14 protein-coding genes and 2 pseudogenes are annotated in these 13,711 nt (G+C 69.6%); 9 read left to right on the top strand and 7 right to left on the bottom strand.

Annotated elements, in window-relative coordinates:
- Nucleotides 1-441 precede the first annotated feature (441 nt).
- The 5 genes and pseudogenes from QUE79_RS02680 to QUE79_RS25100 form a co-directional block, all read right to left on the bottom strand.
- The gene (locus QUE79_RS02680) at nucleotides 442-909 is read right to left on the bottom strand and encodes a MarR family winged helix-turn-helix transcriptional regulator (protein WP_286345311.1); all 468 of its coding nucleotides are present in this window, start codon (nucleotides 907-909) and stop codon (nucleotides 442-444) included.
- Between the two features lies 1 nt (nucleotide 910).
- The gene (locus QUE79_RS02685) at nucleotides 911-2,617 is read right to left on the bottom strand and encodes an MDR family MFS transporter (protein WP_286345312.1); all 1,707 of its coding nucleotides are present in this window, start codon (nucleotides 2,615-2,617) and stop codon (nucleotides 911-913) included.
- A 105-nt stretch (nucleotides 2,618-2,722) separates the two neighbouring features.
- On the bottom strand, nucleotides 2,723-3,361 hold the full coding sequence (locus QUE79_RS25090) for a GntR family transcriptional regulator (RefSeq protein ID WP_350271735.1): 639 nt from the start codon (nucleotides 3,359-3,361) through the stop codon (nucleotides 2,723-2,725).
- A gap of 16 nt (nucleotides 3,362-3,377) precedes the next feature.
- Entirely contained in the window at nucleotides 3,378-3,527 is a 150-nt protein-coding gene (locus QUE79_RS25095; RefSeq protein WP_350271736.1) for a hypothetical protein, read from the bottom strand.
- Nucleotides 3,528-3,631: 104 nt separating this feature from the next.
- A pseudogene (locus tag QUE79_RS25100) lies at nucleotides 3,632-4,378 on the bottom strand (ornithine cyclodeaminase family protein); the annotation flags it as partial.
- A 219-nt stretch (nucleotides 4,379-4,597) separates the two neighbouring features.
- Here QUE79_RS25100 and QUE79_RS02695 point away from each other — a divergent pair.
- The 7 genes and pseudogenes from QUE79_RS02695 (at nucleotide 4,598) to QUE79_RS25110 (ending at nucleotide 11,094) form a co-directional block, all read left to right on the top strand.
- Complete coding sequence (locus QUE79_RS02695) at nucleotides 4,598-5,518, top strand: ABC transporter permease (protein WP_286345314.1); 921 nt, start codon at nucleotides 4,598-4,600, stop codon at nucleotides 5,516-5,518.
- Nucleotides 5,515-6,441 (top strand): ABC transporter permease, encoded by a 927-nt coding sequence (locus tag QUE79_RS02700; RefSeq protein WP_286345315.1) that lies wholly within the window; start codon nucleotides 5,515-5,517, stop codon nucleotides 6,439-6,441. The genes QUE79_RS02695 and QUE79_RS02700 overlap by 4 nt, the downstream gene beginning before the upstream one ends.
- A complete protein-coding gene (locus QUE79_RS02705) occupies nucleotides 6,438-7,454 on the top strand; it encodes an ABC transporter ATP-binding protein (RefSeq protein WP_286345316.1) in 1,017 nt (338 codons plus the stop codon). The genes QUE79_RS02700 and QUE79_RS02705 overlap by 4 nt, the downstream gene beginning before the upstream one ends.
- Nucleotides 7,451-8,278, top strand: a complete 828-nt coding sequence (locus QUE79_RS02710) for an ATP-binding cassette domain-containing protein (protein WP_286345317.1) — start codon at nucleotides 7,451-7,453, stop codon at nucleotides 8,276-8,278. Before QUE79_RS02705 ends, QUE79_RS02710 begins: the two co-directional genes overlap by 4 nt.
- A gap of 7 nt (nucleotides 8,279-8,285) precedes the next feature.
- A pseudogene (locus QUE79_RS02715) lies at nucleotides 8,286-9,823 on the top strand (ABC transporter substrate-binding protein).
- Nucleotides 9,824-10,267: 444 nt separating this feature from the next.
- The gene (locus tag QUE79_RS25105; RefSeq protein WP_350271619.1) at nucleotides 10,268-10,585 is read left to right on the top strand and encodes an amidohydrolase family protein; all 318 of its coding nucleotides are present in this window, start codon (nucleotides 10,268-10,270) and stop codon (nucleotides 10,583-10,585) included.
- Nucleotides 10,582-11,094, top strand: a complete 513-nt coding sequence (locus tag QUE79_RS25110; protein ID WP_350271620.1) for an amidohydrolase family protein — start codon at nucleotides 10,582-10,584, stop codon at nucleotides 11,092-11,094. Before QUE79_RS25105 ends, QUE79_RS25110 begins: the two co-directional genes overlap by 4 nt.
- Nucleotides 11,095-11,292: 198 nt before the next feature.
- On the opposite strand, the gene QUE79_RS02725 is transcribed toward QUE79_RS25110, so the two are convergent.
- Together QUE79_RS02725 and QUE79_RS02730 are read right to left on the bottom strand one after the other, a co-directional pair.
- Nucleotides 11,293-11,520, bottom strand: a complete 228-nt coding sequence (locus QUE79_RS02725) for a hypothetical protein (RefSeq protein ID WP_286345318.1) — start codon at nucleotides 11,518-11,520, stop codon at nucleotides 11,293-11,295.
- A 95-nt stretch (nucleotides 11,521-11,615) separates the two neighbouring features.
- Entirely contained in the window at nucleotides 11,616-12,275 is a 660-nt protein-coding gene (locus QUE79_RS02730) for a hypothetical protein (protein WP_286345319.1), read from the bottom strand.
- A 93-nt stretch (nucleotides 12,276-12,368) separates the two neighbouring features.
- On the opposite strand from QUE79_RS02730, the gene QUE79_RS02735 reads away from it, so the two are divergent.
- Both QUE79_RS02735 and QUE79_RS02740 read left to right on the top strand, forming a co-directional pair.
- Nucleotides 12,369-12,581, top strand: a complete 213-nt coding sequence (locus QUE79_RS02735) for a hypothetical protein (RefSeq protein WP_286345320.1) — start codon at nucleotides 12,369-12,371, stop codon at nucleotides 12,579-12,581.
- A gap of 80 nt (nucleotides 12,582-12,661) precedes the next feature.
- Complete coding sequence (locus QUE79_RS02740; RefSeq protein ID WP_286345321.1) at nucleotides 12,662-13,495, top strand: hypothetical protein; 834 nt, start codon at nucleotides 12,662-12,664, stop codon at nucleotides 13,493-13,495.
- The last annotated feature ends 216 nt before the right edge of the window (nucleotides 13,496-13,711 follow it).

The raw sequence follows: 13,711 nt of genomic DNA on the forward strand, positions 1-13,711 counted from the left end.
CGCCGGCTGGCCGCCGCCGGCTGGCCCGGGGTCGGTAACTCAGGCCCCAGGCCACCGGCACGCCCCGCACGCCGCACCCAGCCCGCACGCGCGCAGCCTGCAACCTGAGTTACCGCCCCGCCGCCGGTCCGCCGCCGGCAACCTGAGCTACCGCCCGCCGCGGGCCCGCCGCCGGCCCGCCGAGGCCGGCTGATCCGGGGTCGGTAACTCAGGCCCCAGGCCACCGGCACGCCGCACCCAGCCCGCACGCCCGCAGCCTGCAACCTGAGTTACCGCCCCGCCGCCGGCCCGCCGCGGCCGGCTGGCCACCGCCCAGGGGTCGGTAACTCAGGCCCCGGGCCGCCGGCAGGCCCGCACGCCGCACCCAGCCTGCACGCGTGCAGCCTGCAACCTGAGTTACCGCCCGCGGCCGGCTGGCCGCCCGGGGTCGGCAACGCAGGCCTAGAGTTCGCCGAGCTTGGCGAGAAGCCGGGTCAGGGCGTCGAGGTCGCGTCGATCCCAGGCCGCGAGCCGCGCGCGGAACGCGTCGCGGTCGGTGCTGCGGATGGCCTCGACGCGCTCCACCGCGGCCGGCGTGGCGCTGATGATGACGGCCCGCCGGTCGGCCGGGTCTTGCGCCCGCGACACGAGGCCGAGCTCCTCGAGCTGGTGCAGCTGGCGGCTGAGCACGCTCTTGTCGAAGCCGAGCAGGTCGGCGAGCGGGGAGGCGCCCATGGGGCCGTCGACCACGAGCGTGAACACGCAGCGGTAGCCCGACGGCTGAAGAGCGGGGTCGAGATCGCCCGACCGCTGGCGGAGGCGCTGCCGGTAGGCGTCGAAGAGTACGCCGAACTGCCTCTCGAGCCGATCGATCTCGTCCGAGACGTCGCTCCCCGCTGGTGTGGGGAGCGACGTCCGGTCGAGGGTCATGTCACGAGTGTGAACCACGAGTCCCTGCAGGTTCCTGAGAAACCGTAGCCTCGGTCGCCTCTCCGACGGAGCCGATTCCAGCGGCGTCCTCGGCGGCACCGCCGAGGGCTCCGCCGTCGGTGTCGCGCTCGGCGACCGTCTTGGTGGTGAGCGGCTTGTTGGGCATGAAGAGGACCGCGAGAACGAGCAGGATCGCAATCGGTGCGGCGATCAGGAAGATGTTCGCAACCGCCTGGCCGTAGGCCGACTCGATGATCTGACGCACTCCGTCGGGCAGCTTGCTGACGGCGGGGATGCTGCCGCTGGCGAGTTCCTTGGCGACGGCGGCACCCTTCTCGCCGAGGGCGCCGATCGCCTTGGTGAGGGCGCCCTGCTTGTCGCCGATGAGGTCGGTGACACGGGTGCCGAGGACGGTCCCGAGGACGGAGACGCCCAGGGCGCCGCCGAGCGACCGGAAGAACGCGACGCCGGCGCTGGCCGCACCGATGTTCTTCGGCTCGGTGGTGTTCTGCACGACGAGCACGAGGTTCTGCATGACCGTGCCGACGCCGCCGCCGGTGATGAACATGAAGACCGCGACGAGAACGTACGGGGTGTCGTACTGGATGGTGCCCATCAGGGCGAGTCCGACGACCAGGGCGATCGAGCCGACGAGCATGATCGGCTTCCACTTGCCGGTCCGCGTGACGAGGCTTCCACCCACGGTGGAGGTGACGAGGAGGCCGCCGATCATCGGGATCGTGAGCAGACCCGACTGGGTCGGTGTGGCGCCCCGAGCGAGCTGCATGTACTGGGCCAGGTAGACCGTGGCACCGAACATGGCGATTCCGACGGCGATCGATCCGATCACGGCGAGCGTGAAGGTCCGGTTCTTGAAGAGCGTCATCGGGATGATCGGCTCCTTCGCCCGGAGTTCGACGAAGACCGTGGCGACGAGCAGGATCGCGGCGCCGATCACCATGATGAACGAGGTCGGCGACGCCCACTCGAAGTTCTTGCCCGCGAGGGTGACCCAGATCAGCAGCAGGGAGACGCCGCCGGCGAGGGTGACGATGCCCAGGTAGTCGATCGACACCTTGCGCTTGGGGAGCGTGCGGAGCTTCAGCGTGAGCTGCAGCAGGATGATCGCTGCGACGGCGAAGGGCACGCCGACGAAGAAGTTCCAGCGCCAGCCGAGGCTGTCGGTGAGGAGGCCACCGAAGAGCGGGCCGCCGACCGTGCCCACCGCCATGACGGCACCGAAGTAGCCGCTGTAGCGACCGCGCTCGCGGGGACTGATGATGTCGGCCAGGATGATCTGGCTCAGGGCGGTGAGGCCACCGGCGCCGAGACCCTGGACCACGCGGAAGGTGATCAGCGTGCCGGGGTTCTGCGAGAAGCCGGCCAGCGCCGATCCGAGCACGAACACCACGAGGGCCAGCTGGATCAGCAGCTTGCGGTTGAAGAGGTCGGCGAGCTTGCCCCACACGGGCGTCGAGACCGTCGTGGCCAGGAGCGTCGAGGTGACGACCCAGGTGTAGGCGCTCTCGCCGCCGCCCAGGTCGCCGATGATGCGCGGCAGCGACGTGCTGACGACGGTGGAGGCGAGGATCGCCACGAACATGCCGAGCAGAAGGCCCGAGAGGGCCTCCAGCACCTGGCGGTGGGTCATGGCGACCGGCGCGGCATCTGCCGGCGCCGGGGCGACGTGGGTCGCGGTCTGTGACATCGAGGGAACTCCTGGGTATTCGGGGGATGCCACGCTGCACCCATTTAGTTGACGAAGATCAATCATCGACCGTTGATTGACATCTGTCAACTAAATGACGCAGGATCACACGACCAGGGCCAGCGACGGCAGCCGCCCCATCTCGATGTGCGAGTAGGCGACGCTCTCCGCGAGCCGGGCGTTCCCTTTGGCGATCACCTCGAGCAGCTCGTGGTGCTCGTGCGACTGCGTCTGCGGGTCGCGATTCGAGGTCAGGTAGAACAACCAGGTCATGCGCCCGAAGACGCCGCGCATCAGCGCCGTGAGCAGGCCGTTGCCGGCGAGTTCGACGACGCGCTCGTGGAAGATCGTGCTCGCCTCGGCGATGCGCAGGGGGTTGCCATCGGCGAGCGCGCCATCCGAGATGGCGATGGCCTCGGCGAGCCCGGCGGTCGGCGCACCGGCGGCGGCGTTCTCGGCCGCGAGCCGGGCGGCCAGCACCTCGAGGCTCAGCCGCACGTCGAACAGCTCGACGATGCTCGTCTCGGTCCAGGTGATCACGCGAGCGCTCCGCCGCGGCGCGCTCTGCACGAAACCGTCGTTCTCGAGCTGCAGGATCGCCGACCGGATCGGGATCCTCGACACGTGCAGTTCGGCGGCGAGGTGCTCCTCCTTGAGCGCCGACCCCTGCGCGTGCTGCCCGACGATGATCTGTTCGCGCAGGGTGCGGTAGGTCTGGAACGCGAGCGAACCGTCAGTAGCCATCTTCCGAGTATGGCCGTCAGCCGCGAGCGTCGGCGAGCTCGCCGACCTCGGCGAGGTCGGCCCGTGCGAGCAGGGAGGCGGCAGCCGCGAGATCCTGCAGCCCCACCCCGACGGAGTTGAAGAGGGTGACCGCGGCGTCGGACTCGCGGCCGGCAGCCGCCCCCACGATGATCTCGCCCAGCTCGGCGACGCGCGCGGGGTCGAGAGACCCTCCGCGACGGCGCGCACCAGATTGTCGGACTCGGCCAGGGCCACCTGCCGCGCGTCGACCGCGACGACGTCCGCGAGAGCGACGACGGAGCCCGGGATCTCGCGGTAGCCGGGCCGGGGCGGCGAGCCGACCGCATTGAGGTGAAGACCGGGCAGGATCCAGGACGGGTCGACGAGCGGGTCGCGCGACGGAGTCAGGGTGCACACGACGTCCGCGCCGGCGAAGACGCTCTCCGGGTGCTCGACGGCGACCGCGCGCACCCCGTCGCCGGCGACCTCGGCAGCGAGCACTGCGGCGGACGTGCCGGACGGCGACCAGATCCGGACCTCCTGGATCGGAAGCACCCGTCGCAGGAAGCCGATGTGCTCGCGCGCCAGCGGCCCGGCGCCGACGATGCCGAGCACCGACGAGTCGGCGCGAGCCAGAGTGCGCGAGGCGAGGGCGGTCGCGGCGGCCGTACGGATTCGCGTGAGGGCGCGACCGTCGACGAGGGCCAGGCACTCGCCGGTCGTCGCGGAGTACAGCGAGATCGTCGAGCGCTGCGCCGGCAATCCGACGGACCGGTTGCGAGGAGCGTCGATCAGCACCTTGACCGCGACGAGGTCGAGGTAGGGCGCGAACGCGCTCATCGGCACCACGGTGGGCCCGTCGGGGGACTCGTCGCCGGGCACCCGGAGCTTCTGCGGAACGGGCTGCACGGCTCCGCCTATCGCGAGCTGGGCGTGCGCGGTCTCCAGCGCAGTCACGAGCGAGTCGGGATCGACGAGGCGTTCGCAGTCGTCGGAGCTCAGGATACGAGTCGGCATTTTTCCTCCTGGGTCATTCTGTATCCAGAATTACTCCAAAGTCCACCGGCCTCCTCACCTCGGAAGTTCACGATTCACCACGGATACTTGTATTTGCGGGCAGTAGGAGCCCACATGTAACGAGACCGAAACACGGTGAGACACGGCTGAAACATCGACCGGTGCATTCTTGTATCCAAGAACATCATCAACCCCACCCACGACAGCCAGGAGGTGACCATGACCCGCTACCTTTCCCGCCGCCTCGTGCAGGCTCTCGCGACGATCTTCGCCGTTGTGACCGTGGCCTTCGCGTTCGGTCGACTCAGCGGGAGTCCCGCCGCGCTGCTCCTCACGGAGAACGCCCCGAAGTCGCAGATCGTCGCTCTCAACCACCGCCTCGGCTTCGACAAACCGCTCTGGCTGCAGTACGTCGACTACCTCGGCGGTCTGCTCCACGGCGACTTCGGCCAGTCGTACCGACAGGTCGGCGTCTCGTCGATGTCCCTCGTCCTCGAACGCCTCCCGGCCTCACTGCTCCTGGGCGCCGTCGGTCTCACGGCGGGCATCCTGCTCGCGATGGTCGCCGGGCTGGTCATCCAGCTCACCGGCTCCCGCGGGCTCCGCACGACAGCCCTGGGCATCGGCGCCGTCCGCCAGGCGATCCCCGACTTCTTCTTCGGCCTGCTGCTGGTGCTGATCTTCTCGGTGACCCTCGGGATCCTGCCCTCGCTCGGCAACCGCGGGATCACCTCGGTGATCATGCCCGCGCTCACCATCGCGACCGGACAGTTCATCCTCTACATGCGGCTGATCGACAACTCGCTGACCGAGCAGTCGTCGATGGACTACGCCCGAACCGCCTACGCCCGCGGTGACAGCAGGTTCCGCGTCGTGCTGGGCGAGCTCCTGCCCAACGCCTTCCTGCCCGTCATGACCGTGGCCGGGATCAGTCTCGGCGGTTTCCTCGGCGGGCTCGTCATCGTCGAGAACGTCTTCGCCTGGCCCGGAATGGGCCAGCTCATGCTGAGCGCCGTCTACTCGCGCGACTTCCCCGTCGTGCAATCGGGACTGATCGTCGTCGCCGGCCTCTTCATCGTCGCGAACTTCGCCGTCGACCTCTGCTACGCCCTGATCGACCCGAGAGTGAGGCTCCGATGACCGCCATCGACCAGATCCCCGACCTCGCCCCGACCGCCGCGGGCACGGCGATCCCGAGAGCGCGCAGGATGCCGCGGATCCCCGCCCTTCAGATCATCGGCGCGGTGATGCTCGTCGCCGTCGTCCTGTTCTCGTTCGGCTACCCCCTGCTGCCCGCCTTCGACCCCTACACGCAGCACCTCTCCCTGGCGCTGACCGCCCCGGGCGTCGACGCGCACCACCTGCTCGGCACCGACTCGCTCGGCCGCGACGAGGCCTCGCGGCTGGCCCTAGCCGGCCGGGTGACCCTCGGAATCGTGGTGGCGATCGTGGTGGTCAACAGCCTGCTCGGCATGAGCATCGGCATCGTCTCGGGGTACCTCGGCGGCAAGATCGACAACCTGCTGATGGGGCTGGCCGACGTCCAACTCGCCATGCCGGTGATCCTGGTGCTGATCGCGCTGGCGGCCGCCGTCGGGCCGAGCGTCTGGCTGATGATCGGCGTCCTGGCCGCCACCTACTGGGTCGGCTACGCCCGCGTCGCCCGAAGCGTGAGCCTCGGCCTCCGCGAGCGGGACTTCGTCCTGGCCCCCAGGATCCAGGGCGCCAGCGGATTCTGGACGGTCCGGCGCCACATCGTGCCCAACGTCTCCGTGCAGATGCTGATCCTCGCGGTGAGCGACATCGGCGCCGTGATCCTGCTGACCTCGTCGTTCGACTTCCTGGGGCTCGGCGTCCAGGCGCCGATGCCCAGCTGGGGGCTGCTCATCAGCGAGGGACAGAAATACGTGCGGCAGGCGCCGTACCTCTCGATCCTGCCCGGGATCGTGATCTTCCTGGTCGTCGCGGGGCTGCACCTCGTCAGCCAGCGCTTCACTTCCGAGAGCACGCCGTCGCGGAAACGGAGTCCGCGCACCACACAGAAGAAGGGAGCGCGACGATGAGCGACCGCCCCGTCCTGCTCGAGGTCACCGACCTCTCGGTGGGCTACCGCACCGAGGACGGCGCCGTCGTCACCCTGGTCGACCGCGTCGGGTTCACGCTGCACGAACGCGAGGTCCTCTGCCTCGTCGGCGAATCGGGCTCGGGCAAGAGCGTCACGATGCTGGCCGTGCTCGGACTCCTGCCGGACGGGTTGGAGATCCTCGGCGGTTCCGTCGTGTACCGCGGCCGTGATCTCCTCGACCTCACCCCGCGCGAGTGGAGCGCCCTGCGCGGAGCCGAGCTCGCCATGGTGTTCCAGGATCCGATGACCGCTCTCAACCCCGTCAAGCGGGTGGGCAGCCAGATCGCGCGGGCCGTCACCGCTCACACCCCGGGCCTGGGCCGCCGGGCCGTCGCCTCCCGGGTCGAGACGCTGCTGGCCGACGTCGGGGTCCCGGAGCCGGCCGAGCGGGCCAGGTCGTACCCCCACGAGTGGTCGGGCGGCATGCGGCAGCGCGCCGTCATCGCGATGGCGATGGCGAACGGCCCGTCGGTGCTCGTCGCGGACGAACCGACGACGGCCCTGGACGTCACGATCCAGGCCCAGATCATGCGGGTGCTCGCCGATGCTCGCGAGCGGACCGAGGCGGCGATGATCCTGATCACCCACGACCTCGGCCTGGTGGCCGAGACCGCCGATCGGATCTGCATCATGTACGCGGGCCGCGTCGTCGAGACCGGCAGCGTCTGGGACATCTTCGAGCACCCGACCCACCCGTACACGGCCGGACTGCTGGCCAGCCTGCTCTCCAGCGAGCACACCGGCGACCGCGTCTACGCGATCCCGGGGCAGCCGCCGTCGCCGGCGTCACGAGGCACCGGCTGCCCGTTCGCCTCGCGCTGCGAACTGCCGGCCAAATCGGAGCTCTGCCTCACGACCCGACCCGCCCTCGCCCCGTCCGGCTCTTCGCAGTCGTCGGCCTGCCATTTCGCCGACGCCACGGCGGACTTCGCGGCTGAGGTGACCGCATGAACGACTCGCCCGCCGAGACCGTCCTCGCCGTCGACGATCTGCAGGTCCACTTCAGCACCCGCGGCTCCCGCGGAGCCCGGCGCACGATCCGCGCCGTCGACGGGGTCTCCTTCGCGCTGCGGCGGGGCGAGACCCTGGGTCTGGTGGGCGAGTCCGGCTGTGGCAAGTCGACGCTCGTGCGCACCATCTTCGGGCTGAACACGCCGGTGTCGGGGTCGATCGAGGTGCTCGGCCACCGGCTCGCCGGCCTGTCCTCCCGCCGACGTCGAGCGATCCAGAACCGGGTCCAGCTCGTCTTCCAAGACCCGTACTCGTCCCTCAACCCCCGGCTGACGGCGCACGACATCGTCGCCGAGCCGCTCCGCATCGCCGGCCGCTACTCGCGCGGCACCGTGGCGTCCCTCCTCGACGACGTCGGCCTCGGGGCCGACGCCCTCGCCAAGCGTCCCGCGCAGTTCTCCGGCGGGCAGCGTCAGCGCATCGGGATCGCCCGAGCGCTGGCCCTCCACCCCGACGTCCTCGTGCTCGACGAACCCGTCTCGGCACTCGACGTCTCGGTCCAGGCGCAGGTCATCAACCTGCTGAAGGACCTCCAGGAGAAGCACTCCCTGTCGTACCTGTTCATCGCCCACGACCTCTCCGTCGTGCGCTACCTCTCCGACCGCGTCGCGGTCATGCAGAAGGGGAAGCTCGTCGAGGTCGGGTCGAAGGACCAGGTCTTCGACGCCCCCGAGCACCCCTACACCCGTTCGCTTCTCGCATCGATCCCGGTCGCCGACCCCCGTCGACGCGCCGACGCCCCCACCCAGCTCCAGGAAAGTTGACTCGACCATGTCCCGGTTCCGCCTGAAAGCGGCAGCAGCCGCCTCGCTGATCGCCGCCTCGGCACTCGTCCTCACCGGCTGCGCCGGCTCGTCCGGCTCGTCCGGCTCGCCGAAGGGGTCGGCTTCGCGCGCGATCACCATCGGTCAGGTCACCGAGCCCGAGAAGGCCCCCGACCCGATCGTCGACGGCTCGCTCGCGGGCTACAACTACTACTACAACGAGTTCGACCAGCTCACGAAGCTCACCGCCTCCGGCGCCGTGAAGCCCTCGCTCGCCACGAAGTGGACGCACAGCGCCGACTTCACCACCTGGACGTTCACGATCCGCAAGGGCGTGAAGTTCACCGACGGGAGCGACCTCACCGCGGCCGACGTGGCCTTCACGTACGACACCATCCTGAAGACGCCGGACTCCGACAACCTCGCCTACATGGGCGCACTCAAGTCGGTGGCGGCCACCGGCCCGGACACCGTCGAGTTCACCCTCAACGCCTCGTACTCGCCGTGGCCGTCGATCACCACGGCCATCTCGATCGTGCCGCAGAAGGTGTACCAGAAGCTCGGCTCGGCCGGTTTCGCCAAGGCGCCGGTCGGCTCCGGCCCGTACGAGTTCGTCAGCTGGAACCGCGGCGTCGACTACGTCATGAAGCGGAACCCGCACTACTGGGGCACCAAGCCGCAGATCGCCAAGGTGACCTTCCAGACCGTCGCCGACGAGGACGCGCGCCTCAACGGCGTCTCCTCCGGCAGCCTCGACCTGGCCCTCATCTCTCCCAACCAGGTCGACACCCTCGCCGGCAACAGCGCAGTGGACGTCGCCTCGCGCGCCGCGAACGGGTGACCTTCCTCGGCGTCAATCAGACCAAGGGCGTGCTGAAAGACAGCAGGATCCGCCGCGCCATCTCCCTCGCCATCGACAAGAAGGCGCTCGCCAAGGTGGTGCTGGACGGCCGCGCGGTCGCCAACGATCAGATCGTCGCCCCCGGCGTGGCAGGCTTCGTCAAGGGCTTCGACGGCACCGGCTACAGCCCCAGCAAAGCCAAGAAGCTGCTCGCGGAAGCCGGCTACAGCGGGCAGTCGATCCCGCTCGAGTACGCGACGAGCGGCAGGATCCCGCTGAGCTCGGAGATCGCGCAGGCGATCGGCGGCTACCTCAAGGCGGTCGGCATCGACGTCGACCTCGTCGGCATGGACCAGGCGAGCCTGTCCGCCAAGATCTACGGCACCGTCAACATGGCAGGGCTCTACCTCAACACCTGGGCCCCGTCGACGATGGACGGCGACATGCCCGCCAGCAACCTGTTCGGCGGCGGGCAGAACGACTACGCCAAGTCGCCCGCCCTCGCCGCCCTGGTCAAAGATCAGCGGACCGTCGCCGGAGCCGACCGCCTGGCCGACTTCGAGAAGATCGCCCGCACCAACGCCGACGACGCCGACATCCTGCCGCTCTTCACGCCGAAGGCCGACTACGCGGTGAACTCGACCCTCAGCTGGACGCCGCGCGTCGACGGCGAGTTCGTCGTCAGCGACATCCACACGCGCTGATCTCGCTCGACCAACCCCCTCCACGATCTCGAAAGGCCGCTCCATGTCTCAGCTCACCCTCCTCCGCAACGTCCGTCCCTGGGGCGGCCCTCCGAGCGACCTCCTCGTCGACGAGACGGGCATCGTGCAGACCGCGGAGGCGGGTGGGCTCGAGGCCGCGGAGGCGGCGGTCGTGGACGGGCGGGGCGGGATCCTGCTGCCCTCGTTCTCGGACGTGCACCTGCACCTCGACTCCACGCGGCTGGGGCTGCCGTTCCGCCCGCACACCGGTGGGTCCTCGAGGTGGGAGCACATCATGAACGACCGGGCGTACTGGCGGACGGCAGAGGCGAGCGTGTCCGAGCGGGCCACGTCGACACTCGGCACGATGATCGAGAAGGGCGTCACCCGCGCCAGGAGCCACGCGCAGGTCGACGCCGACTCGGGCCTCGAGAAGTTCGAGGGGTGCTCGCCGCCCGCGAGGCCCACCGCGAGCGCGCCGACGTCGAGATCGTGGTGTTCCCGCAGGTCGGGATCTTCTTCGAGGAGGGTGTCGTCGACCTGCTCGACGAGGCGCTCTCGCTCGGCGGCGACCTCATCGGCGGAATCGACCCCTGCGAGATCGACCGCGACCCGGTCAGGCACCTCGACGCCGTCTTCGCACTGGCCGAGAAGCACCAGGTCGGTATCGACATCCACCTGCACGAGGAGGCAGCCTCGGGCTGTTCTCGCTCGACCTCATCACGCGGCGGGTGCGCGCACTCGGAATGCAGGGACGCGTGACCATCTCGCACGCGATGTCACTCGCCGCGGGCGGTGCAGGATCTGCGAGAGCCGCCGACATCGCCTCGGCCATCGACACGCTGGCCGAACTCGACGTCTCGGTGACGAACGTCGCACCGAAGGGTGCTCCGATCCCGCTCGTCGACCTGACGAACGCCGGGGTGCGCGTCGGCCTCGGCATGGACGGCCAGCGCGACTACTGGGGTCCGTGGGGCAACGGCGACATGCTCGAGCGGGCCTATCTGCTCGCCTACACGCAGGGCTTCTCCGACGACCACCTCATCGAGCACGCCCTCGCCGTCGCCACCTGGGGCGGCGCCTCCGTCATCGACGCCGCCCTGCCGCGACTCGACACCCTCGAGACGCGGCGCGGAACCGACGTCGGCGACCCGGCCGACCTCGTCGTGGTGCGCGGCGACACCCCCACCGCGGCCGTGATGGACCGCGACCTCGACCGCATCGTGATCCACCGCGGGCGCGTCGTCGCGGAGGGCGGTGCGCTGGTCTGACGCGGGGCGGTGGTGCGCGGGGTGCGGTGCGCGGGGTGGTGGTGCGCGGGGCGGCTGGGGGCGTCGGCGCGTCGCGCGCCGGCCCGGAAGCGCCGGGGCGATCGGCGCCGGCGACCGCGCCCGGCGGCTAGGGACTGCGGGAGGGAAGGAACGCCACGGCCAGCGTGACCGCAGCCACGACCACACCGGAGGCGATCATCAACCACTCGTGTTCTCGCCAGCCCCCGAAGCGATGCCCACCAAGGCGGCTGCGAGGGCGAACCAGTAGACCGCGGACGCCGTTCGGGGCTCCACACGGTCACGGATCCAGTGGTGTCCTGGTCGGATCGACCGGGGAACGACTCCGACGAGGAGCACCGTGATGACCCACCCCACTCCAAAGAAGGGGCCGATGGTCTCGCGCCCCCACTCGGTGGTCGACAGCACCGCAGTACACGACAACGCCCCACAGGCGAGGAGCAGCCCAGCTCGCGTTCCGGGCACCAGAGGCTGACGATTCTCTTCGCCGGAAGGCTGCGTCTCTAAGCGAGACACGATTCGATCACCGGCCACGACACCAGGCTGGGGCCGACAAACTTTCGGAGACCGAGGCACTTGTTCTGACTCTTGGCCTTCTTCGACTGGTCCACGAGAATGCCGGTCGCAATCGCGCACGCCCAAGCCGCGGGCCCACAAGCAGCGGCGATCACAGCGGCTGCGGTCGCGGGGCCCGTCGCCATCTGCTTCGTCTGCGCACGAGTCATGTAGAGAGTGCAGTGGACGAGGTTGCACCGTACTGTCGCGTAGGTCGACACATCATCGATCGTCGGCGAGTGCCCGTCGTTCAGAGGAACGAGCTCCGTCGACCGCGTCGATCCGTCAGCGAATCTTTCGACGGTACGTGTCAGCTCGCCTGCTGATGTCTCCTCGACCTGGCTGATCGGCACGGCGGACGCCTTCTGCGAGTCGAGTTCTTCTCCTGCCTCGATTTTGGTCATGAGGTGATCCGCTACGGACGAGGAGATACCAGCCTCGCCCATGTTCGAGCGAAGTACCTCCTTGCGTTCAACCGTGATCGCCCCCGCACTCGGTGATTCTGCGGCGGTCGCCGGGGCGCCGACAACAAGACTCGCCACCACAGCGGTGACCGCCGCGATGCTCATTCGACTCGCGGCCAGACCAAATCCGAAAAAAACACTCATGTAATCTTCATTGTTCAGAATGCGATAGTTAATATTCTCAAACCCTGCCAGATGACAATGCGCGAGGCAAGAGGTGCGCCGTAGAGTCGAGGCATGGTCGAAGCGAACTTCTGCGTCTACCCGTGGGATCTCGCGAGCGACGGAGCGGGCGACCGGATCGCTGCGACGGGTGCGACGGCCGTCGCCCTCGCCGGCGGGTACCACGCGGTTCGAGCGGCGACCCCTTCGATCCTGCTCGCCGCTTCGTCACGGCACCCCGGACCGCCCTCTACACCGGCACCTCCGCCGCGACCTGGTCGGGGCTGAGTGCGGGCGACGCGACGGAGTGGGCCGGGCCCGACTCGTTCGGGCGGGCTCGCGACGCGGCCAGGGGTGCTGGGCTCCGCGTGGAGGCCTGGATCGTCCTCAGCCACGTCGACGCGGTTGCGGCGCCGCCCTCGTCACGCGTCACGGACGCGTTCGGCGACACCTTCGACTACGCGCTCTGCCCGTCGTCGCCCACGACCCGGGCCTACGTCCGCGACCTCGTCGCGAACGTCACTGCCGCCGCCGACGTCGACACCGTCGTCCTCGAGGCGGTGGGGCCGCTCGGCGCCGACCACAACTTCACTCACGAGAAGACCTCGGGCGCCGACTGGACGACCGTCGAGCGCCAACTCCTCTCGATCTGTTTCTGCGAGCACTGCCGGCGGGCGTACGACGAAGCCGGGAGCGGCCTTGAGGCCGCAGGGCTTGCCGCGCGGGTTCGCGCGCTCCTGGCGCCCGGAACGGGTGCGGCCCACGACCCGAACCCGTCGCGCCTGCTCGGCGACGCCGCCTCCGGCGTCCTGCGCGTCCGCCAGGCGTCCACGCGTGCCGCGCGAGAGAGCGTCGAGCAGGCCGCGGCGGCCAACGGCGTGACGCGCGTGCGGTACCACGCGAGTGCCGACGACTGGGCGACCGGGCCATTCACGGCGTTGGCCGCCCTGGGTGATCAGCCGGACGCCATCCTGCCCTCGGCGGAGATCCTCGGAACCGACATCGAGGCGGTCAGAACGCGCACCGGCAGGCTCTCGGCCTACACGTCGGCGATGCCGCCCCGAGCGATCGACGGCATCGGCGCTCTCATCGACGAGACGGCAGCGACGGGGGTCGACGAGGTGATGATCTACCACGCCGGGCTGCTCGGCCCGTCGAGGTGGGAGCGAGTGGCACAAGCGATTCGACGCGTCGTCGGCTGACGCGCGCCGCGTCGAGATCGCTCCACCGACGCGGTGGCCGGCCCTGAAGGGGACGTCCCCCGGCTGTCCCCCCTAAGGCCGACACCCGGGTTGGGGGATGTGCGTCCGGCTCTCGACTGGTTTTCTTGAGGCTAGAAGTCGAGGGCGGTGGGACGCCCGACCTTCATTGAAGCCGCCGGGCGCGGCCGACGTTGTGATGCCGGAATTCGGGCCGGC

This window comes from Frondihabitans sucicola (assembly GCF_030296615.1).
GTDB lineage: Bacteria > Actinomycetota > Actinomycetes > Actinomycetales > Microbacteriaceae > Frondihabitans > Frondihabitans sucicola.